The organism is Amycolatopsis sp. N2S4-7 (assembly GCF_058119595.1).
On the sequence record NZ_CP172299.1, the window covers coordinates 7666014 to 7687189 of the forward strand.

20 protein-coding genes are annotated in these 21176 nt (G+C 71.4%); 4 read left to right on the forward strand and 16 right to left on the reverse strand.

All coding sequences use genetic code 11. The features are described from left to right. The first annotated feature begins 9 nt into the window (after window positions 1-9). The gene (locus ACH54P_RS36410) at window positions 10-519 is read left to right on the forward strand and encodes a hypothetical protein (RefSeq protein ID WP_489907828.1); all 510 of its coding nucleotides are present in this window, start codon (window positions 10-12) and stop codon (window positions 517-519) included. Here the strand turns inward: ACH54P_RS36410 and ACH54P_RS36415 are convergent. The 7 genes from ACH54P_RS36415 to ACH54P_RS36445 all read right to left on the reverse strand — a co-directional run bounded on the left by ACH54P_RS36415 (window position 516) and on the right by ACH54P_RS36445 (window position 8575). Next, a complete protein-coding gene (locus ACH54P_RS36415; protein ID WP_489907829.1) occupies window positions 516-1139 on the reverse strand; it encodes an MBL fold metallo-hydrolase in 624 nt (207 codons plus the stop codon). The two genes, ACH54P_RS36410 and ACH54P_RS36415, sit on opposite strands and share 4 nt — an antisense overlap. A 314-nt stretch (window positions 1140-1453) precedes the next feature. Beyond that, entirely contained in the window at window positions 1454-2107 is a 654-nt protein-coding gene (locus tag ACH54P_RS36420; protein ID WP_489907830.1) for a Pr6Pr family membrane protein, read from the reverse strand. 97 nt (window positions 2108-2204) lie between these two features. Next, complete coding sequence (locus tag ACH54P_RS36425) at window positions 2205-2645, reverse strand: hypothetical protein (protein ID WP_489907831.1); 441 nt, start codon at window positions 2643-2645, stop codon at window positions 2205-2207. 225 nt (window positions 2646-2870) lie between these two features. Further along, the gene (locus ACH54P_RS36430; protein ID WP_489907832.1) at window positions 2871-4163 is read right to left on the reverse strand and encodes a S53 family peptidase; all 1293 of its coding nucleotides are present in this window, start codon (window positions 4161-4163) and stop codon (window positions 2871-2873) included. Between the two features lie 232 nt (window positions 4164-4395). After that, on the reverse strand, window positions 4396-5928 hold the full coding sequence (locus tag ACH54P_RS36435; protein WP_489907833.1) for an ATP-dependent DNA ligase: 1533 nt from the start codon (window positions 5926-5928) through the stop codon (window positions 4396-4398). 40 nt (window positions 5929-5968) lie between these two features. Next, a complete protein-coding gene (locus ACH54P_RS36440) occupies window positions 5969-7651 on the reverse strand; it encodes a PstS family phosphate ABC transporter substrate-binding protein (protein WP_489907834.1) in 1683 nt (560 codons plus the stop codon). A 69-nt stretch (window positions 7652-7720) separates the two neighbouring features. Next, window positions 7721-8575, reverse strand: a complete 855-nt coding sequence (locus ACH54P_RS36445) for a helix-turn-helix transcriptional regulator (protein WP_489907835.1) — start codon at window positions 8573-8575, stop codon at window positions 7721-7723. A 99-nt stretch (window positions 8576-8674) separates the two neighbouring features. On the opposite strand from ACH54P_RS36445, the gene ACH54P_RS36450 reads away from it, so the two are divergent. Then, window positions 8675-9700, forward strand: a complete 1026-nt coding sequence (locus ACH54P_RS36450) for an aldo/keto reductase (RefSeq protein ID WP_489907836.1) — start codon at window positions 8675-8677, stop codon at window positions 9698-9700. 4 nt (window positions 9701-9704) lie between these two features. Here ACH54P_RS36450 and ACH54P_RS36455 read toward each other — a convergent pair whose 3' ends face one another. Then, entirely contained in the window at window positions 9705-11102 is a 1398-nt protein-coding gene (locus tag ACH54P_RS36455) for a class II fumarate hydratase (RefSeq protein WP_489907837.1), read from the reverse strand. A 670-nt stretch (window positions 11103-11772) separates the two neighbouring features. On the opposite strand from ACH54P_RS36455, the gene ACH54P_RS36460 reads away from it, so the two are divergent. Next, on the forward strand, window positions 11773-12762 hold the full coding sequence (locus ACH54P_RS36460; protein WP_489907838.1) for an NAD(P)/FAD-dependent oxidoreductase: 990 nt from the start codon (window positions 11773-11775) through the stop codon (window positions 12760-12762). A 1-nt stretch (window position 12763) separates the two neighbouring features. On the opposite strand, the gene ACH54P_RS36465 is transcribed toward ACH54P_RS36460, so the two are convergent. The 6 genes from ACH54P_RS36465 to ACH54P_RS36490 all read right to left on the reverse strand — a co-directional run bounded on the left by ACH54P_RS36465 (window position 12764) and on the right by ACH54P_RS36490 (window position 17335). Further along, window positions 12764-13513: a S1 family peptidase gene (locus ACH54P_RS36465; protein WP_489907839.1), complete on the reverse strand. Its 750-nt coding sequence runs from the start codon at window positions 13511-13513 to the stop codon at window positions 12764-12766. A gap of 8 nt (window positions 13514-13521) precedes the next feature. Further along, complete coding sequence (gene glpX, locus ACH54P_RS36470) at window positions 13522-14571, reverse strand: class II fructose-bisphosphatase (protein WP_489907840.1); 1050 nt, start codon at window positions 14569-14571, stop codon at window positions 13522-13524. 85 nt (window positions 14572-14656) lie between these two features. After that, on the reverse strand, window positions 14657-14878 hold the full coding sequence (locus tag ACH54P_RS36475) for an exodeoxyribonuclease VII small subunit (protein ID WP_013229792.1): 222 nt from the start codon (window positions 14876-14878) through the stop codon (window positions 14657-14659). Continuing rightward, window positions 14875-15282, reverse strand: a complete 408-nt coding sequence (locus ACH54P_RS36480) for a hypothetical protein (protein ID WP_489907842.1) — start codon at window positions 15280-15282, stop codon at window positions 14875-14877. The genes ACH54P_RS36475 and ACH54P_RS36480 overlap by 4 nt, the downstream gene beginning before the upstream one ends. Next, window positions 15279-16517 carry an exodeoxyribonuclease VII large subunit gene (gene xseA / locus ACH54P_RS36485; RefSeq protein ID WP_489907843.1) on the reverse strand — a complete coding sequence of 413 codons (1239 nt, stop codon included), beginning with the start codon at window positions 16515-16517 and terminating at the stop codon, window positions 15279-15281. The genes ACH54P_RS36480 and xseA overlap by 4 nt, the downstream gene beginning before the upstream one ends. Then, on the reverse strand, window positions 16514-17335 hold the full coding sequence (locus tag ACH54P_RS36490) for a lipid droplet-associated protein (protein ID WP_489907844.1): 822 nt from the start codon (window positions 17333-17335) through the stop codon (window positions 16514-16516). Before ACH54P_RS36490 ends, xseA begins: the two co-directional genes overlap by 4 nt. 245 nt (window positions 17336-17580) lie before the next feature. Between ACH54P_RS36490 and ACH54P_RS36495 the strand changes: the two genes are divergently transcribed. Next, complete coding sequence (locus tag ACH54P_RS36495; protein WP_489907845.1) at window positions 17581-18576, forward strand: 4-hydroxy-3-methylbut-2-enyl diphosphate reductase; 996 nt, start codon at window positions 17581-17583, stop codon at window positions 18574-18576. Between the two features lie 271 nt (window positions 18577-18847). Here ACH54P_RS36495 and ACH54P_RS36500 read toward each other — a convergent pair whose 3' ends face one another. Next, window positions 18848-19780 (reverse strand): DUF6542 domain-containing protein, encoded by a 933-nt coding sequence (locus ACH54P_RS36500; protein WP_489907846.1) that lies wholly within the window; start codon window positions 19778-19780, stop codon window positions 18848-18850. Window positions 19781-20077: 297 nt separating this feature from the next. After that, a complete protein-coding gene (locus ACH54P_RS36505; RefSeq protein ID WP_489907847.1) occupies window positions 20078-20992 on the reverse strand; it encodes a DNA recombination protein RmuC in 915 nt (304 codons plus the stop codon). Between the last annotated feature and the right edge of the window lie 184 nt (window positions 20993-21176).

Consider the following 21176-nt stretch of genomic DNA (forward strand, 5'->3'; position numbering starts at 1 on the left):
CACGTCCGTGTGCTGACCGTCTCGGGCGCCGCGATCATCGCGGCCATCGCTTCGCTGGCCGGGGTCACGTTGGGCGCCCTGCTCGAGCCGTTGAAACTCAACGCCGCCCGGCGCGCGAAGCTGCGGCAGAACCGCGCCGACCGCTGCGGCGGGTTCATCGAGGCCGCGGGCCGCGCGCGGCACCACCTCGTCACCCTCAACGTCGTTCATCGCCAGCACACGTTCGGCAAGCTCGCCGACGTCGAGCGCCTGACCGCGCTCGAAGACGACTACTACACCGTCCGCACGGAAATGCGGTCCTTGCTCGGGCTGCTGGTGATGAGCGGGCCGGACGAGCTGGTCGACGCGGCCAAGACCGTGCGGAGGAAGGACATGGACCTGCACCACGTGGGGCGCGAGCTGGACGAGGGCGGCGAGTTCAACCGGACGGTGCTGCCGCCGGTCGTGCGTGAGGCCGTGGTCGCGCTGGACCGGGCGATCGAGGAGTTCGCCGTCGTCGCCCGGAAACACACGTCCTAGGGCTGGTCCCAGCCGTCCGAAGCCGCCTTCTCGGCGCCGATCGTGGTGCCCTCGCCGTGGCCGGTGTGCACCTTCGTGGCCTCCGGCAGCGTGAAGAGCTTCTCCCGGATGGACTTCACGATCGTCGGGTAGTCCGAGTAGGACCGCCCGGTGGCGCCCGGCCCGCCGTGGAACAGTGTGTCGCCGGTGAACAGCACGCCGAGTTCCGCGGCGTACAGGCAGACCGCGCCGGGCGCGTGCCCCGGCGTGTGGATGACGCGGAGCTCGGTGCCGGCGATGGTGATCTTCTGGCCGTCCGCCAGCTCGCCGTCCGGCGCGCGGTCCGGGTGGGTGAGGTCCCAGACGACCCGGTCATCGGGGTGCAGCAGGATCGGCGCGCCGGTCGCGGCGGCGAGTTCGGGCGCGGCGTTGACGTGGTCGTTGTGCGCGTGGGTGCAGACGATCGCGGCCAGCTTCCGCTCGCCGACGACGTTCTCGATCGCCTTCGCGTCGTGGGCCGCGTCGATCACGATCACTTCCGCGTCGTCGCCCACGATCCACACGTTGTTGTCGACGTCCCAGCTGCCTCCGTCGAGTTCGAAGACACCGGACGTCACCAGGTTCTGCACGATCGCCGTCATGCGCCCGACCCTAACCCGGTCAGCCAGGTCTTCGCGGGCCGGCAGAGGAGTTCGCCGCCGACTACCCCGGCACCGCAGGCTCGGCCGGGGGCGTGAACGGGACGAAGTTTGCGTCCTCGTCGGTGCTGCCGCGTTCGACGCGACCACCGCGCCGGGCTGCCGGCCGCTTTCGGCCCAGACCAGCACGGGCGTCAGGAAGGTGCTCGGCCCGTCGCCGCCGCAGTGTGCGACGACGGGGAACAGGAGTCCTCCGATGTCACGGGACGCGCGTCGGCGACGGCCGGTGGGGCCGGGAAGGTGCCGGGTGGGGGGCGTTACGGCGCTGTCGCCGTGATTGTCAACGATTTCTTCGACAGTCGGCGGTCGAGGAGGAGCGCGCCGGTGGCGAGGGTCGTGAAGAAGAGGCCGATGGCGACGCAGTTGATCGTCACGCTGCCGTAGCCGAGGGTGGCCGCGTCGACGAAGGGGTACGGGTAGAAGCCGGTGAGCGCGCCGCGCGGCAGGGTGAACGCGAGCCAGACCAGGGGGTAGAGCAGCGACCACCACACCGTGCGCCAGGTCAGGGCGCCGCGCGGGCCGGCGACGAGCCAGCCGAGCACGAACAGGATCGGCGTCACCTTGTGCAGCACCGTGTCGGCGACCAGGGAAAGCCCGTGCAGCTCGTACAGGCCGGCGAGCGCGACCTGGTAGACGATGCCGGTCACGATGATGCCGACCAGCGCGTCCAGCCAGAGCACGCGGAACAGCCCGCCGCGGGCGAGGCCGAGCGCCACCATCGCCGAGGTCGCGGTGACCAGCAGGTTCGAGTCGATCGTGAAGAAGCAGAACAGGTTCGCGACCCGCCCGGCGACCGTCGTGAAGCGGCCGGTGGTGTCGCCGGCGGTGGCGATCACCTGGATGACCAACCCGGCCACCGCGACCAGTGCGGTGACCGCGAACCAGGCGCGGGTGAGCTTTTCGCTGCGCATCCCCCAGACCATACCGGCCGGTAACTCCACAGTGGACCACTCGATGGAGTCGAGTCCGGCGGGCTGGGGCTGCCCAGCGCGTGGACAGCCCCGGACGTTACGCCGCGGTGAGGGCGTCGCGGAGCGCGGTGAACGCCTCGTACTCCGCCTTCTGCTCGACCGGCAGCTGGTAGGTGGCGGCCAGGATCTTCGCCACGGACGGGATGATGGTGAGCCGGAACGTCCGGCCGTCGGTCGTCTTGATGACGAACCGGCCCTGGAGATCGCGTTTCTTGACCGACGCCCGGTTCGCGTCGGTGATCGTCAGCGGCGAGCCCGCCGTGACGGTGCCGTTCTTCTCCTCGAGCGGGACGAGGACGAGGTCGGTCTGCCCGGGCTTGAAGCCCAGCGCGAAGTTGGCGACGGTGGTGGTGCGGAAGACGAGGTAGTTCTTCTGCCTGATTTCCACGGCGTACACCTTGGTGTAACTCGCCCCATCGGCGACGACCGAATCGAAAGCCGCGTGGATGGCCGCTTTCATCTGTTCCTTGCTGACCACTTCTTGCTCCTCCATGACCGCTCGGGAAGGGAGCGGATTCGCTTGCGAGGAGCGCACTCTAGGGATCGCCGATGTCGGGCCGCGGCGGGAAAATTGTCGTCACCCGTGGGAGTGGTAGTCGGCAGAACGCGGTCCGTGATCCGGTTTTTCCGCGGCTCGGGGGTTATGACCGGAAAGCGGCGTTCGCCGTGTCGAATTCGTCGAACGCCGCTTCCGGTCAAGCTGTCAGCGGAGCGCCTTCACCAAAGCCGGAACGAAAACGGCCGCGTCGACCGTGCCCCAGCCGCTGGCGATGTCGAAGCCCTTCGCCGCGGTGAAGCCGACGACGCCGTCCTGGCTGTTGTCGCCTTCGGTGACGTCGACGATGCCCGCCTTCGGGCCGGCCGGGCCCAGCTTTTCGTACAGCGCCGGGTTGATCTGGCCGAGCTTGCCGTGCTTGGCCTGCACCGCGAGCGCGAGCACGCCGGCGAACAGCGGCGCGGACTGCGACGTGCCGAAGACGCCTTCCATGCTGATGTCCGGGAACGAGCGCATCCTGCTGCCGGTGATCTTCTTGACGCCGTCCTGCCAGTTCGGCCGCGAGTACGTCTTGGACAGCCCGGCGCCCTCGGAGAAGCCGTTGTCGGCGACGCTCACGACGTCGTCCGGCTTCGTGCGGACGCCGTTCGCGTCGAGGTGCAGCTGGGTGCCGCCGAGCGTCGTGACGCGCGGGTCGGACGCCGGCCAGCTCGCGACGCGGTAGGGGTAGTTGCCCGGGCCGTAGAGGTAGCCGCCGGTCGGGCCGTCGTCACCGGACGAGGCGACCATCGTGATCCCGGCCTTGCTCGCGCGGTCCAGGGCCGGGTCGAGCGTCTTGATCGAGTCGAAAGACGGGAAGTTTTCTTCGGTGGTCCCGAAGCTCATCGAGATGACGTCGACGAGCTTGTGCTCGGTCATGTAGTCGACGGCGTGCATCATCTCGGGCAGGCCGGTGAAGCCCTGCGTCTCGGCGACCGGCGTCGCGGCGACGATGATCTTCGCGTTCGGCGCCATGGCGTGCATCATCGTGACGTCGAGGTCGGTTTCGCCGCCCCAGCCCTGGCAGGTGGCGGTGTCGACGCCGGGATCGGTGCACGCGGGCACGGGCCCGGACGGCTGGATGACCTCGACGTTCGCCGGCGGCAGGCCGTGGTTCTTCGAGTAGGTGTCGAGGACTTCCTTGACCTGGTCGTCGCCGAAGGAAACCAGCGTCGCTACGGTGCTGCCCGCGCCGGTGATGCCGTCGTTCCACAGCTTCGTCGCGTTGTACGCGGTGCTTTCCTTCGGCAGCGACGCCATCGCCGCCTCCAGCTTCGCAACGCGCGCCTGCACGGTGTCGGCGCCGACGAACGACTGCGCGGCCGCCGAGAAGTGGTGCTTCGACGGCTGGTGCCCGGCATTCGGCGTACTGGGCACGGGCGTGGCCTCGGCCGGCGCGGCGAACGCCGTGACGACCAGGGTCGTACTCGCGAGCAGGCCGGCGGTGGCGCGCAATCTCATGCTGTTCTCCCCGGGAGTGGTGGAAACTCCACCCTGGCGAGACCGGCGGGCGCGCAACATCGACTTTCGTCTTTCCTTTTAGGAGGAAAGCACCGCCGACGCGCGAGATGTCGTGATCAAGACCTTCGTAGTCGGCTCCTTTCGGGGGTTCGATGGGGCATCACACGTGATTGGAGGGCATCACGCGTGATGGGGCGGACGACTCGCGTGCCTGGGTGACCGGAGGGCGTGGTCAGCTCCCTTCCGAGCGGTCGCCGTGGAGGAGGCCGCGGACCGTGTCGATCGTGTCCGCCTCTGCCGGGTCCTTGTCCGGGCGGTAGCGGACCACCCTCGCGAACCGCAGCGCCAGCCCGCCCGGGTAGCGCGTGCTCACCTGGGCGCTGTCCAGCTCGATCTCCACCACCACCTCCGGCCGGACGTACACCGTCCAGTCGTCGCGGTGGGTTTCGATCTCCTGGAAGGTCCTCGTCTGCCAGGCCAGCAGCTCGTCGGTCATGCCCTTGAACGTCTTGCCCACCATGATCGGCGGGCCGCCGTCCGGGTCGCGGGCACCCAGGTGCAGGTTCGACAGCATGCCCGTGCGCCGGCCGTGGCCCCACTCCGCCGCGAGCACCACCAGGTCGATCGTGTGCACCGGCTTGACCTTCAGCCACGCCCGCCCGCGCCGCCCGGCCGCGTACGGCGACGCCAGGTCCTTGACCATCACCCCTTCGTGCCCGGCCTCCATCGCCGCCTCCAGCACGGCGGCCGCCCCCGCCACCCCCACCTCACCGGGGATCACGTGCGCCCCGGCGACCTTGCGCAGCGCCGCGTTGCGCTCGGACAGGGGCGCGTCCAGCAGGTCGACGCCGTCGAGGTGCAGGCAGTCGAAGAAGTACGGCCGCAGCAGCAGCGCCTTCACCTGCTCCTCGCGGGTGCTGCCGAACCGGCTCATCGTGTCCTGGAACGGCCGCGGCCGCCCGGCGTCGGTCAGCGCGAGGGTCTCGCCGTCGAGCACCACCGACTCGCACGGCAGCGCCCGCACGAGCTCGACCAGCTCCTGGACGCTCCCGGTGATCTCGCGCAGCGTCCGCGTCCAGACGTGCACCTCGTCGCCCTGGCGGTGCACCTGGATCCGCGCACCGTCCATCTTGTACTCGACGATCGCCTCCGCGTGCTCGGCAACGGCCTCGTCGAGCGACTCCGCCGGCGACGCCAGCATCGGCTTGATCGGGGTGCCCAGCGTGAGCCGGAACTCCGCCAGCGCCGCCTGCCCGCCGGTCAGCGCCGCGACCGCGGTGACGCCGAGCTTCCCGGACAGCATGAAGGCCCGCCGCACGTCCTCGGCCGGCACCTCGGCGGCCGCCGCGATCGCGTCGACCATCACGCCTTCCAGCGCGCCCTGCCGCAGCTCGCCGGTGACCAGCCGGAACAGGAACTGCTGCTCGTCCTTCGTCAGCCGGACGAACAGCGCGCGCAGCACGTCCTGCCGCCGCGTCGACGAACCCGTGCCCGCCGCGACGCCGGCCGCCGCGGTCAGGGCCGCGTCCACCTCCACCACCGACACCGCCGGCGCCGAGGCCGGGTCGGCGCCGAGGCCGGCCAGGGTGCGCCAGCCCGCACCCAGCCTGTCCTGCGCCGTCTGCCCGGTCAGGTACGCGACCACCGTGGCCAGCTCGGTGATCTCGGCCGCGCGCAGCAGTTCGGCCAGGACGGCGATCTTCGCCTTCCTGGACCTCGTCGCCGCCAGCTCGGCGGACGCCCGGACTATCTCGCTCAGCAACACCCGGACATCATGACCCGGACCACCGACAATTTCAGTCCGATCAGATGTCCGGCCTGGTGCAGAGGGGGTCGAGCAGGCCGTCCTTGGCCACGCACGGCGTGTACCCGGCGTCCTGCAGCTCGGCCCGCGCGGCCGGGCTCGCCAGGTAGTCCAGGAACCGCTTCAGCACGCTGCCGCCGTCCGGTACGCCCTTCGTGTACAGGTACTCGACGGTCCAGAACCGGTACCCCGCGTCGACGTTCGTGACGTCGGGGTAGTGGCCGTCGAGCTGGACGACGCTCAGCTGCCGGTCCCGCGCCGCGGCCGCCTTCGCCGCCGGTACGTCGGCGTACCCGATCGCTCCCGGGACCGCGCCGACCTCGGTGAGCACCTCGGCCGTCGTGCCGCGCTCGCACCGGGTGGTGGCCGCCGCCGGGTCGCGTTCGGGCTTGCGGCACGAGTCCGACGTCAGCCGGTCCTCGGCGCCGCCGAGCACCTTCTGCTCGAACGTCTTGCGCGTGCCTGACTCCTGCCCGCGCCCGACGATCCCGATCGGCACCGACGGCCCGGGCCGGAGCTGGTCCCAGTTCCGCACCCGGCCGCTGAAGATGTCCCTGACCTGCTGGGTCGTCAGCCGGTCGACGCCGGCCGCGCGGTTGACGACCAGGCTGTACACGATCACCGCGACCGCCTTCGCCTCCAGCTCCGGCCCCGCTTCCCCGGACCGGCCGTCCGACAGCACCGCCAGCCCGTCCTTGCCCGCCGCGTCGACCGGGGCGAGCGCGCGGACGCCGGTGACGCTGCCGGTCGCGCGGGTCGTGATGGCGGCGCCGTCGCACTGGCCGTGGTACTCGGCGGCGATGCTGTCGATGATCGGCACGAACGCGCTCGACCCCTCGACCGCCAGCTTCCCGGTGGCGCACTGCGCGGAGTCACCCGGCCGGGACCACGAAACGATCAGCGTGGCCAGCAGCGCCCCGGTCAGCAGCACCCCGACGGCCGTGGTGATCACCGGCCAGCCGAACCGGCGCTGCTTGCGGTCGTCCTTGATCCGCCCGGCGGCCAGCCGCGCGTGGTGATCGATCTCCTTGCTGATCTCGCCGTCGTGGCCGTCGGACTCGCGCAGCACGACGACGAGCTTGAACTTCTCCTTGCGCTTCAGCGAAAGCCGGGCGAACCGGACGCCGTGCCACTCGGGCGCTTCGGGCGGGGCTTCGGCCGCGGCGAGGCCGGCCAGCCGCTTCGGCAGCCACGCGCGCACGCGGGACAGCTTCGCGCCTTCGACCGGCCGTTGCGGCGTCTCCCGGGTGAAGAACTCGAGGCCGTCGCGGACGTGCTGGCGCAGGCCGTCGTCGGTGGCGTCGGACACCCGCGCGTCCCAGACGATCCGGTTGCCGAAGGTGAACGACAGCGGGATTTCGAAGTCCCCCGGCGCGATGTCGAACCCGCCGGTGTTGTGGATCCGGATCACCACGACGCTCATCCGGTCGAGCAGCCGCGAGACCTGCTCCAGCTGCGGGGCCGCCTGCGCGGACCCGTTCTCGCCGTCGTGCAGGTCCAGGATCGGGGACAGCCCGATCTTGGAGTTGTAGAGCACCCGGAACGTCATCCGGCGCCGCCGGATGAAGTAGCGGTCGATGAACGGCGCGGCGATCGCGACCAGCGCGGCCAGCCCGAGGACGAGGCTGCCGGAGTCCGAGCTCAGGATTTCGGCGAGGGACTGCATCGTCGCGCCGACGCCCACCGTGCCGCTCCTCTGCCCCCGACTCCCCAGGTGAAGCAGCGTAGGCAGCGAAAACCCGGCGCGGGACGGCTACGGGCGAGAGTTCACCGGTCGTTCACCGGCGGGCGCCTCGGCGATCCAGCTGGCCAGCAGGCCGAGCGCGCGTTCGCTGTCCGACCCCGGTTCGGCGTGGTAGATCACCATGCCCTGGTCGGGGTCGTCGGGCAGGCGCAGCGTCTGGTAGCGCAGCCGCAGCTCGCCGACCACGGGGTTGTGCATCACCTTCCACCCCTGCGCCTTCTCCCGCACCGCGTGCTCCGCCCACAGCCTGCCGAACTCCGCGCTGGCCAGCGAAAGCTCGCCGATGAGCCGGGCGAACTCCGGGTCGCCGGGGTGCCGCCCGCTCTCGGCCCGCAGGTTCGCGACGACCTCGCGAGCCACCTCGTCCCACTGCGGGTGCAGCTCCTTCGCGCGTTCGTCGAGGAAGAACAGCTTCGCGATGTTGCGTTCTTCGAGGCGGCCGAAGTCGAACGAGACGGCGCCGCCGAGTGCGTTCCAGGCCAGCACCTCCAGGTACCGGCCGAAGACGAACGCCGGCGCCTGGACGGCGTCGAGCAGCTGCTGCAGCTCGGGCCGGATCCGCTGGGGCGCACTCCGTTCACGGCGTGGGGGAGCGGCGAGGTTGCGCAGGTAGGACGCCTCGCCGTCGGTGAGGCGCAGCGCACGGGCCAGCGCGTCGAGGACCGCGTCGGAGACGTTCTTCGCCCGGCCCTGTTCGAGCCGCGTGTAGTAGTCGACGCTGATCCCGGACAGCTGCGCCAGCTCCTCGCGGCGCAGGCCCTTGACCCGCCGTTGCGTGATCCCGGGCGGCAGGCCCAGGTCGGCGGGGTCGAGGGCGGCGCGGCGCGCCTTCAGGAAGGCGCCCAGCTCGGCTGCGTCACTCATGCCTCCAGTATCCCCGGCTCGCGCGGCCCCGCCTGGTACTGCCAGACCCAGGTCGAGCGTGACCTGGTCCGATCTTCCGGCGGCTTCCAAGGTAGTGGCATGGAACGACGAATTCTGGGCGGTACGGGCATCTCGGTCAGCGAGTACGCGTTCGGCGCGATGATGCTGGGCAAGTGGGGCAACCCGGACCACGAAGAGGGCGTCCGGATGCTGCACACCGCGCTCGACGCGGGCGTCAACTTCTGGGACACCGCGGACATGTATTCCGACGGCGAGAACGAGCGGATCGTCGGCAAGGCGCTCAAGGGCCGTCGCGACGACGTCGTGCTGGCCACCAAGGGCTTCTTCCGGATGGGTGCCGACCCCAACCAAGGTGGTCTTTCCCGGCGCTGGCTGACCCGCGCGCTGGACGACAGCCTGCGCCGCCTCGACACCGACTACATCGACCTCTACCAGGTCCACCGGCCGGACCCCACGACCGACGTCGAGGAGACCCTGTCGGTGCTCACGGACTTCGTGCGGGCCGGGAAGGTCCGCGCGATCGGCTCGTCGGACTTCCCGGCCGAGCAGATCGTGGAAGCCCAGTGGGTGGCCGAAAAGCGCGGCCTGGCACGGTTCCGCGCCGAGCAGCCGCCGTACTCGATCTTCAACCGGGCGATCGAAACCGCCGTGCTGCCGACCGCGCAGAAGTACGGCATGGGCGTGCTGACGTGGAGCCCGCTGGCCAGCGGCTGGCTGTCGGGGAAGTACACGAAACCGTCCGATGTGGACCTTTCCGAGGGCCGCCGGACGCTGCAGGCGCACAAGTTCGACCCGGCGCTGCCGGAGAACGCCGTCAAGTTCGAGGCGATCGCCCAGCTGAAGAAGATCGCCGACGACCTGGGCCGGCCGCTCACGCACCTGGCGACGGCGTTCGTCCGGGCGCACCCGGGCGTGACGTCGGCGATCATCGGCCCGCGCACGCCGGCGCAGCTCGACGACCTCCTGGCGGGTGCGGACCTGGTCCTCGACGACGACGTGCTGGACCGGATCGACGAGATCGTCCCGCCGGGCACGGACCTCAACCCGGCCGAGAAGGACTACACCCCGCCGGCGCTGGCGGACAAGCGCCTGCGCCGGCGGTAGCGGGTCACCTGCCGCCGCGGGCCATGCGGAGGAGGTCGAGCGCTTCGTCGAGCTGGGCTTCGGTGAGCTTGCCGTCCTTCACGTGGCCGCGCTCGATGACGACCTCGCGGATCGTCTTCAGCTCCTTCAACGCCTGCTTCGCGACCGCGGCCGCCTCTTCGTAGCCGATGTACTTGTTCAGCGGCGTCACGATCGACGGCGAGCCCTCGGCGTACGTGCGTGTCCGCTCGGTGTTCACGGTGATCCCCGCGAACACCTTGTCCGCCAGCAGCCGGGACACGGCCGCGAGCAGGCGCGCCGATTCGAGGACGTTCCGGGCGATCACCGGCAGGTTGACGTTCAGCTGGAAGTTGCCCGCGGCACCGGCGAAGGCGACCGCGGCGTCGTTGCCGATCACCTGCGCGACCACCTGCAGCGTCGCCTCCGGGATCACCGGGTTCACCTTGCCCGGCATGATCGACGAGCCCGGCTGCAGGTCCGGCAGCGCCAGCTCGGCCAGCCCGGTGCGCGGGCCGGATCCCAGCCAGCGCAGGTCGTTCGCGATCTTGTTCAGCGACACGGCGATCGTGCGCAGGTGCCCGGACGTCTCGACGACGCTGTCCTGCGTCGCCTGCGCCTCGAAGTGGTCGCGGGCCTCGGTCAGCGGCAGCCCGGTCACGGTGGCGAGCTCGACGGCGACGCCGGCACCGAAGCCCTCGGGCGCGTTGAGGCCCGAGCCGACGGCCGTGCCGCCGATCGGCAGCTCGCCCAGCCGCGGCAGGCCCGACTTCAGCCGTTCGACGCCGAAGCGGATCTGCGACGCCCACGCGCCGGCCTCCTGGCCGAGCGTGATCGGCACCGCGTCCATCAGGTGCGTGCGGCCGGACTTCACGACGCCGGCCCACTCCGCGGCACGCACCTCGATGGCGCCGGCGAGGTACTCGAGCGCCGGGATGACGTCCTTGGTCACGGCTTCGGTGGCGGCGACGTGGATCGTGGTCGGGAAGGTGTCGTTCGACGACTGCGACGCGTTGACGTGGTCGTTCGGGTGGACGTCCTTGCCGAGGGCGCGGCTGGCCAGGGTCGCGATGACCTCGTTGGCGTTCATGTTCGACGACGTCCCCGAGCCGGTCTGGAAGACGTCGATCGGGAAGTGCGCGTCGTGGGCGCCCTCGGCGACCTCGTCGGCGGCTTTGGCGATGGCGTCCGCGACGTCGGCGTCGAGCACGCCGAGCTTCTGGTTCACGCGCGCGGCGGCGGCCTTGAGCAGGCCGAGCGCGCGGATCTGGGCGCGCTCCAGGCCCCGGCCGGAGATGGGGAAGTTCTCGACGGCCCGCTGGGTCTGCGCGCGGTAGAGCGCGTCGGCAGGCACGCGGACCTCGCCCATGGTGTCGTGTTCGATCCGGTATTCCTGGTCAGCCATGACACCGATTCTGGACCTCTTCGCGGGTCACCGCGTGGTGGCGTTGCGCACCCCTGCGCTCCCCGGGGGCGGCCGATGCACCGGCGAAAGGGAAGCAGCGGCAGTTGTGCGGCGCCGGAGTCCGGGACCGGCCCCGCCCTTCCCTGGGGGGCGTCCCCTTGGCCAGTCTATCGGCGGTCACCGACAAACCGGGTGGTCCCGGTGCCCGGCCGCCGAGTTGTCCACAACTACGCGGGGATGTGTATCGGCCGGCAGCGGCTCTGAACTGGTGAGCGGCTTCGGCCGGCTGCTCCCTCGGCGGGAGGGCGAGACGGCGAGAGAAGGATCTCGTCCCGGAGCCACGGCCGGCCGCGGAAGAGCGCCGGCAGCAACGCGAGCGAAAAGCCCCGTCCGAGCCGGCGGGCGACGACCCGGCGAGGCCCGCGAACCCGCCGAGACGAACGGGAGGAACCCGACCGGAGAAGCCGACGGCAGCCCAGTCACCCGCCGAAGGCGAGCCAGCCGCGGAACACGACGACGGCGACGAGCCCGCTCAGTGCCGTCCGCCGCACACCCCACGGCGGCCGCCGGTCGTCGGGGCGCCGGTGTCGCACCCCGTCGGGTGAACTCCGATCCGGCTAGGATCGGCTGTGTTCTCGATCACCGCCATCCACCACTGGCTGGAGCGAGCATGACTGAAGCTTCTGGGGACGCCTACGACCTCGTGATCATCGGCGCGGGCCCGACCGGCCTCTTCGCCGCCTACTACGCCGGGTTCCGCGGCCTCTCGATGGCGGTGGTCGACTCGCTGCCCGAGCCCGGCGGCCAGGTGACCGCGATGTACCCCGAGAAGATGATCTACGACGTCGGCGGGTTCGCCGAGGTCCGCGGGCGCGATCTCGTCGACGGCCTGGTGAAGCAGGCCGCGCCGTTCAAGCCGAAGTACCTGCTGGGGCGCAAGGCCGAGAAGCTGGAGAGCCAAGCCGACGGAGTCGAGCTGACCCTCGACGGCGGCGAGACCCTCAAAGCCCGCGCCGTCCTCATCACCGCCGGCATCGGCGAGTTCACCCCGCGCCCGCTGCCCGCCGGCGACGGCTGGCTCGGCCGCGGCATGGTCCACTTCGTCCCGTCGCTGCAGGCGCACGCGGACCAGCACGTCGTGGTCGTCGGCGGCGGCGACTCGGCCTTCGACTGGATCCTCGCGCTGCACCCGGTCGCGGCGAGCGTGACGCTGGTGCACCGCCGGGCGAAGTTCCGCGCCGCCGAGTCGATCGTCCGGCAGGCGCGCGAGCTCGGCACCCGGATCATCACCGACGCCGAGGTCACCCGGTTCGTCGAAGCCCCGGACGGGACGCTCGAAGCCGTCGACGTCTCGGTCAAGGGCGCCGGCGAAGAGCGGCTGCCGGCCAACGCCGTCGTCGCGGCGCTCGGGTTCACCGCCGACCTCGGCCCGATCGAGAGCTGGGGCCTGGAGATCAGCCACCGCGCCATCGCCGTCGACTCCACCATGGCGACCGCGCGCGAACGCGTCTACGCGGCGGGCGACGTCGCCGCGTACCCGGGGAAGGTCAAGCTGATCGCGACCGGCTTCGGCGAAGCGGCGACGGCGGTCAACAACATCGCCGTCGCGCTCGACCCGGACGCCCACCTGTTCCCGGGCCACTCGAGCAACGCCGAGTAGCTCAGGCCTTCGTCTTCTCCGCGATCCACGGCGCATACGCGACGACGGACGTGTAGATCGACGGCGCCGTCGCGCATTCCGGGTCGTTGTTGCCCGGCCGGCTGGTCACGCCGACGAGCAGCCAGCGGTCCCCGTCGCGGACGATCTGCGGACCCCCGGAGTCGCCGAAGCACGCCCCGGCCTTGCCGCCCGGGTTGTCGGTGCACAGCTCGGCCGTGCCGTCGAAACCCGCCGTGCACTTCGTGCCCTCGACGATGTGCGTGTCGAGCTGCTGCAGCGCCGTGGGGATCCGGCCGCAGTTGACCTTCGGGCAGGTCTGGCCCCAGCCGAGGATCCGGGTCGCCGTGCCGGGCGACGCGGCCGTCGCCAGCGCGATCGGTGCCGCCTGCACCGGCGCCGCCAGCCGCAGCAACGCGATGTCGCCCGCCGGGTTCTGCGTGCTGAAGGCCGGGTTCACGACGATCCCGGCGATCTGGGCGACCTCGCCGCCCTGGCCCGCGTCGTTCGTCCCCGCCCGCACCGAAACCGCGCCCGGGGTCTTGTCGAACGCGCAGTGCGCCGCCGTGACCACCCAGGTGGGCGCGATCAGCACGCCGGCGCAGAACAGCTTCCCCGACGTCGAGTGCAGCGAAACCGTGAACGGGTACGGCTGGTCCGCGTCGGCGCCCCCGACGATGCCGGGTTCGGCCGAGGCGGTGCCGGTGACCAGGGCGAACAGCAGGACCAACAGGGCCGGTAGTCGCCTGGTCACGGATCTCCTTACGGCAGCGGGGGCACGACGTCGTCGTCGGGCGCGTCCAGGTGGCCGTCGAAGTTGACCGAGGAGTACGCCCGCAGCTTGTTCAGCCGGTGGTAGCCGTCGATCATTCTGACGGTCCCGGACTTGGACCGCATCACGATGGACTGCGTCGTCGCGCCGCCTTCGCGGTAGTGGACGCCGCGCAGCAGGTCGCCGTCGGTGACGCCGGTGGCGCAGAAGAAGACGTTGTCGCCGCGCACGAGGTCGTCGTTCAGCAGCACGCGGTCGAGGTCGTGGCCGGCGGCGAGGGCCTTCTCGCGCTCGGCGTCGTCCTTCGGCCACAGCCGGCCCTGCAGCTCGCCGCCGAGGCACTTCATCGCGCAGGCCGCGATGATGCCCTCGGGGGTGCCGCCGATGCCGATCAGCATGTCGACGCCGGTGGTCGGGCGGGCCGCGGCGATCGCGCCCGCGACGTCGCCGTCGGAGATGAACCGGATCCGCGCACCCGCGTCGCGGACCTCCTTGATGATCTTCTCGTGCCGCGGGCGGTCGAGGATGCACACGGTGACGTCGCCGATGCTGCTGTTCTTCGCCTTGGCGACGCGCCGGATGTTCTCCGCGATCGGCGCGCCCAGCTCGACCTTGCCCGCCGCGTCCGGTCCGACGGCCAGCTTCTCCATGTAGAACACCGCGGAGGGGTCGAACATCGCGCCGCGCTCGGCGACGGCGAGCACCGCGAGCGCGTTCGGCATGCCCTTGGCCATCAGCGTGGTGCCGTCGACCGGGTCGACCGCGACGTCGCAGTCCGGGCCGTCGCCGTTGCCCACTTCTTCGCCGTTGAACAGCATCGGGGCCTCGTCCTTCTCGCCCTCGCCGATCACCACGACCCCGCGCATCGACACCGTCGAGACCAGCTGGCGCATCGCGTCGACGGCCGCGCCGTCGCCGCCGATCTTGTCGCCGCGGCCGACCCAGCGGCCGGCCGCCATCGCGGCGGCCTCGGTCACCCGGACCAGCTCCATCGCGAGGTTGCGGTCGGGCGCTTCACGACGACTGTCTGCGGCGGGCATCTGTGCCTCCCGGATCGTGGAACTGGCGGGCGTTCAGTCTGTCAGATACCCGCCGTGTTTCCAGATACCGTCGGCATGGCCTACCTCACTGCTCGGAGTCGTCCTCCACCGAGGCCAGCGCGGCTTCGATCCGCTCACGCGCGCCTTCGAGATGGCGCTCACAGACCTTCGCGAGCTTCTCGCCCTTCTCCCACAACGCGAGCGACTGCTCGAGGGAAAGGCCACCGGCTTCGAGCTCGCGGACGACCTCGACGAGGCGGTCACGCGCCTGCTCGTAGCCCAGTTCCTCGCTGGCTGCTTCACTCACGCTCGGTGTTCTCCGACCTTCCGGGCTTGCACGCTGTTCGCGCACACTACCGCGCTGGCCATCGCGTGGTCGTACCCGACGAACGCCAGGGCGAACTCCTGGCCGTCACCGTCCGCGATCGCCTCTTCGAGGTTCTCCTGCGCGCCGGCGACCCGGCGGCGGTGCCCGGCCCCCTCGGCGAACCACCAGCGCGAGCCGACCTGCATCGACGTCGCCTCCGACAGCCGCCGCAGCTGCGGGCCCAGGTCGCGGCGGGCCGCGCTGTGGCAGCCGGCGAGCAGCGCCGTCCAGCATTCGGTGGCGGCCCGGTCGGTGCGCACCGCCTGGTCCAGCAGCGGCCGCGCGCCCAGGCGCAGGGCCGCGTCCACGGTCAGCGGGAGGAACGTCGCCGCCGCCAGCGTCACGCCTGTTCTCCTTCCGCCACCGCGCCGATCGCGCCGTCACCCACGCGCACGCGCAGCTGGGCACCGGCCTCGACTTCGGAGACGGAGCGGAGTACCTGGAGGTTGCCTTCGGAATCGATGAACTGCACGACCGCGTACCCGCGGGCCAGGGTGGCGGCCGGGCCGAGAGCGGTGAGCCGGGCCCGCGCGCTCGCGATCTCGGCCTGGTCCTTGGCGAGCAGCGTCAGCATGGCGCGGCGCGCGCGTTCGCGGTGGACGTCGACGTCGTCCTGGCGCCGCTGGATCGGGCCCAGCGGGTCGGCCAGCGACGGACGGCTGCGGAGCTGCGTCAGCAGCCGGGTCTGGGTGTCGACCCAGCCGTGGAGGGCGCGGCGCCCGCGGTCGCGCATCTGCCGGACGCGCTGGGTCTCCTCGCGCAGGTCCGGCACGATCCGCTTGCCGGCGTCGGTCGGCGTCGAGCAGCGCAGGTCGGCGACGTGGTCGAGCAGCGGGGTGTCGGGCTCGTGCCCGATCGCGCTGACCACCGGCGTGCCCGCGGCCGACACCGCGCGGCAGAGCGCCTCGTCCGAGAACGGCAGCAGGTCCTCGACGCTGCCGCCGCCACGGGCGATGACGATGACGTCGATGTCGGGGTCGGCGTCCAGGATCCGCAGCGCGCGCATCACCTGGGGCACCGCCTGCGAGCCCTGGACGGCCGTGTTGAGCACCTTGAACCGGACGTGCGGCCACCGCGTCTGGGCGTTGACCAGGACGTCCCGCTCGGCCGCCGACGCGCGGCCGGTGATCAGCCCGACGCCCTTCGGCAGGAAGGGGACCGGCCGCTTGCGCTGCGGCGAGAACAGGCCCTCGGCGGCCAGGAGCTTGCGCAGGCGTTCGATCCGGGCCAGCAGCTCACCGATGCCGACCGCGCGGATCTGGTCGGCGCGCAGGCTGATCGTGCCGCGGCCGAAGAAGAACGACGGCTTCGCGTGCACCACCACGCTCGCGCCCTCGCGCAGCGGCGGTTCCATCTCGCGGATCAGCCAGTTCGGGCAGGTCACCGACATCGACACGTCCGCCGACGGGTCGCGCAGCGTCAGGAACGCGGTCTGCGTGTTCGGCCGGGAGTTGACCTGCGTGACCTGGCCTTCGACCCAGACGGTGCCGAGCCGGTGGATCCAGTCGCCGATCTTGCGCGCGACGGTCCGGACCGGCCACGGCTTTTCCGCGGTGCTCGCTTCGGTTTCGGTGGTCACGGGCCTTCCGTGCCGTCGCCGTTGTCCTGGGCCTGCTCGGCCTTGCGGGCGTTGGCGATCCGGCGGGACAGCATGCCGGTGAACGACGAGCGGTCGGCGTGCGCGCGCTCGTACTCGAGGATGGTCTCGAGCTGGTCGATCGAGAGCTGGCGCAGCCGGGCCCGCAGCTGCGGGAGGGTGAGCTGGTCGTAGCCGGTCAGCCCGGCGGGACCGCCGTACCCGCCGGCGCTGGTCCGGGGGATGTCGCTCTTGGCCTTGTCGGCCTTGGGCGTCCCGGGCTTGGGCTTGCGGGGCGGCTCTTCGGGGCTGTCGGTGTCGGTCTCGGGCTCGGGTTTGACCTTGCCATCGGTCTTGGGCTCGGTCTTGGCCCCGGCCGCGCTGTCGCTCTCGCTCTCGCTGGAGTCGAACTCGCCGTCGGCGTGGTCCTCGGCGAGCGCGCGCTCTTCTTCGGCCCACGGGTCGCCGAGTTCCTCTTCGAGTTCGGAGAGTGACCCAGCGTGACCGTTCATTTCCGAGCGCGGTTCCGGCACGTCGGCGACCGGCGTGAGGTTGGGCCGCGCGGGCGGGACGTCGGGGAGTTCCTCGTCGAAGGTCGCCCAGCTCGGCGTGTCCTCGACGGGGCGCAGGCTCGACAGGGCGTTGTCGCCCTTGATCGCCAGCTCGGTGACGTGCTGCTGCACCCGCATGGAGGCCTGCAGCACCTGACTGACCACGGTCACCGGGAGGCCGGCGAGCTGCCGGGGGAGTTCGCGAACCCGCTCGGCGGTGCTGACGGCGAGGCCCGCGGCGACCCGGAGGGGGAGCGGGAATGGCTTCATGCGTCTAGCCTGCCGCATATCCGCCATCCTGCCCAACCGAACGGGTGAGGCTCACTCTGGTCAGTCCGCCGCGGCTCCCGGCGCGGACCGCTGGTCAGCGCGGAAGTCGTGCGGCGGGCGACGGCGGAACAAGCCACATCGGGATCGGGCGCGTTGCGTGACCCCGGGCACAGCACCGTAGAGGGACGAAGCTCACCCGAAAGGGACTGCGAGGCCGTCACGGGACTGCCCGTACCCTGGGTGCCATGAGTTCAGCGAGTCCCGGAATCGAGCCCGCGGGTACCCCGACGATCACCGGAACCGCTTCCGGCAAGCGGGTGCTGCTGGCCAAACCCCGTGGTTACTGCGCCGGCGTCGACCGCGCGGTGATCGCCGTCGAGAAGGCTCTCGAGGTCTACGGCGCTCCGGTGTACGTCCGCAAGGAGATCGTGCACAACCGGCACGTGGTCGACACGCTGCGCGAGCGCGGCGCGATCTTCGTCGACGAGACGTCCGAGGTGCCCGAGGGCGCGCTCGTGGTGTTTTCCGCCCACGGCGTCTCGCCGATGGTGCACGCGGAGGCCGCGGAACGGAACCTGCGCACGATCGACGCGACCTGCCCCCTGGTGACGAAGGTGCACAAGGAGGTCAACCGCTTCGCGAAGGACGACTACGACATCCTGCTGATCGGCCACGAAGGCCACGAAGAGGTCGAGGGCACGGCCGGCGAGGCGCCGGACAAGGTGCAGCTGGTCGACAAGGCCGAGGACGTCGACAAGGTCGAGGTGCGCGACCCGTCGAAGGTGATCTGGCTGTCCCAGACGACCCTGTCGGTCGACGAGACGATGGAGCGCGTCGACCAGCTCCGCGAGCGCTTCCCGGGGCTGGCCGACCCGCCGAGCGACGACATCTGCTACGCCACGACCAACCGCCAGGTCGCGGTCAAGGCGATGGCCGCCGAGTGCGATCTGGTGCTGGTGGTCGGGTCGACGAACTCGTCCAACTCGAAGCGCCTGGTCGAGGTGGCGCTGAAGGCGGGAGCGCGGGCGTCGTACCTGGTCGACTTCGCGCACGAGGTCGACGAGGCGTGGCTGTCCGGCGTGACGACGGTGGGGGTGACCTCGGGCGCCTCGGTGCCGGACGAGCTGGTCATGGAGCTGCTCGCCTGGCTGGCCGAGCGCGGCTACGGCGACGTCGACGAAGTCACGACGGCCAACGAGAAGATCACCTTCGCGCCGCCGAAGGAGCTTCGGAAGGTCTAAGCAGGGTTTCGGCGGCGGCTCGCTTCGGCGACCCGCCGCCGACCTGCTTCCCAGACCTCGCTTACGCGTGATGCCCTTCCAGTCACGCGAGATACCTCCTCAATCACGCGAGATCCACCCTCGATCACGCGACTTCCGTCGGCAATCACGCGAGATCCGCCTTGGATCACGTGAGTTCCGGCCACCGTCACGTGAGATCGGCCCGCAAGCCCCGGCACCGCATGCGAAACGGCGGTCACCTCCCGTGGGAGATGACCGCCGTTTGCGGAGGTCAGCGTTCTTCGTCGTCCCAAGGACGGTTGCGGCGGGGCGGGGCACCGCGTCCGCCGGATGGGCGCCGGGGCGGCGGTGTGTCACGGCCGTCTTCCGCGGGCGGGCGCGGACGTCGGCGCGGGGCGTCGCCGCGCGGTTCGCGGCGGCGGGGGTCGCCTTCTTCCGGGCGCGGGGTGCGCCGGTTCGCCGGCGGGGGCTTGCGGGTGCCGCGGGTTCCGGGGTCGCGTTCGGCGGGGGCGCCGGCGCGGGAGGTGCGGCGTTCGCCGTCCGCGGGCGGACGCGGGCGCCGGGGCGGTTCGCCCTCGCGGCCACGCCGGGTGCCCGGGGGCAGCGGCGTCTGGCCGGAACGGCTCGAACCCGGCGGCCTCGGACGGCCACCCGCCGACGTCGTCGCGGCCCGGGACGACGGCTTCTCGTCGTCCTCGTCCGGGCGGCGGCGGTCGGCCTTGCCGTCCTTGATCTTCTTCGGGGCGTCCGGGTCGCGCTCGCGGAAGATCCGGACGAACCCGATCAGCAGCGTGATGCCGGTGGTGATCGCCATCGTCGGGAAGCCGTTGATCAGCGGGGTGCCGATGTTCAGCGCCTTCGACAGCATGTCGTCGCCCTGCGACCCCGAGGTCAGCAGGATCACGCCGGGCACGGTCACGGCCAGCACCAGCGGCGGCATCACCATCGGCCCGAACAGCCCGCGGCGGCGCACCGCGCAGACCGCGATCACGGCCCCGGCGATGTAACAGACCGTGAAGATCAGCGGGATGTTGCCCTGGCTCGGCTTGCCCAAGAGGGCGCCCACGACCGCCAGGCCGAGGCCGACCAGGACTGCCGCCCACCAGGGCAGTCCGCGCCTCGAACCGACGACAGGACGCTCATCCCACGGGACGGGGACGTCGTCGGCATCTGGATCGCTCTGGCGATCGCGAATCGCGGTCACAGGGCAACACCGTATCTCGTGGTTGTGAAGATCTTGCCAGCACCGCCTCCGACGTGGGGGACAGCCACCCGGGGGCATGATCCGGTGGCCCGGAGTAGCGGTCGGTGACAGCAGTGCTGGCCGCTTCACGGCCGAGCGATTTCAGCTCGGCGGCGCACGGCTTCGATACGGGTGGGGCGCGCCCCGGACGGCGCTTTCGGACCCGGGGTATGCAACCGGCTAGGCGGCCTGACCTCGCCTTACCCGAGCTCGCCGACAGTTCCGATGCCGAGGGCACGACGCCGGGCCCGTGGGTTCTCAACTCGCCGCCAGCTCGTCTCCCTTCCGCACCGTCGGAACCGGGGCCGGGCTCCCCGCCGCGTCCGTCAACGGCGCCACCGTCGAACGGAACGTCTCCAGGGCCTCCAGCTCCCGGCGGCGGGCCGACAGGAAGCGCTGGAGGTGCGTGCTCGACAGGTTCAGCGCCTCCACCGCGCCGCCGGCTGCGCGGTGGGCCGCCGCCGCTCCGGCTCGGACCTGCTCGACGTCCGCCTCCAGGGTTCGGTCGCTCGCCGCGAACAGGGCCGCCGACGCCAAAACTCCGAAGCCCGTCGGGCCGCACAGGAAGACTCGGCGGTCGATCAGCCAGCGCAGCAGCTCCGGGTCCGTGTCCAGCGCCGCCACCACGGCCGCGTCCGAGGGGACGAACATGATCGTGCCGTAGATCGCGTCCGCCCAGCGCTGGTAGCCCTTGCCCGCCAGGTCGGCGGCCCGGGAGCGGATCTGGCGGACGTGCGCGCGCAACGCGTCCAGCCGCTCGTCCGGGTCGTCGGTCTCCACCGCCTCGGACCAGGTCGCCATGCTCGCCTTCGCGTCGACCGGCACCGTGCGGTCGCCGCCCACCCGCAGCACCATGTCCGGCTTCGCCGCGCCGCCGCCCGCCAGGTCGGTCTGCAGGGTGAAGTGCAGGTCTTCGCGCAGGCCGAGGGCCCGCGCCGTCTCCACGAGGACCTGCTCGCCCAGCTCGCCGCGCCCGCTGATCGAGGCGAACGCGACCTCGTAGCGCCGCAGCGCGAGCTGCTGCTGGTCCGCCTTGGCCCGCTCGGCCGCCACCAGCCGGGCCGCCGCGTCCGCCCGCCGCATCCCGTCCTGGTACAGCCGCCACAGCACCGCGACGGCGAACAGCAGCAGGACCGCGAGCACGATCGCCGCCGTGGTCAGCACTGTCGCCACTTCGTCTCCTCCCTCCGGGCCGCCTGGATCGGACCGCGCAGACATCATGGCGGACCCCACCGACAAAAATCGCACCCGTCCCGTCGCTCTGGGTAGCTGACCTGCGAACACATCGATCTCGCGCAGGGCGTGTCCGAGCCGTCACGCTCGTGTTAGTACACACGTTCGAGTGAGCCGGCGGCGA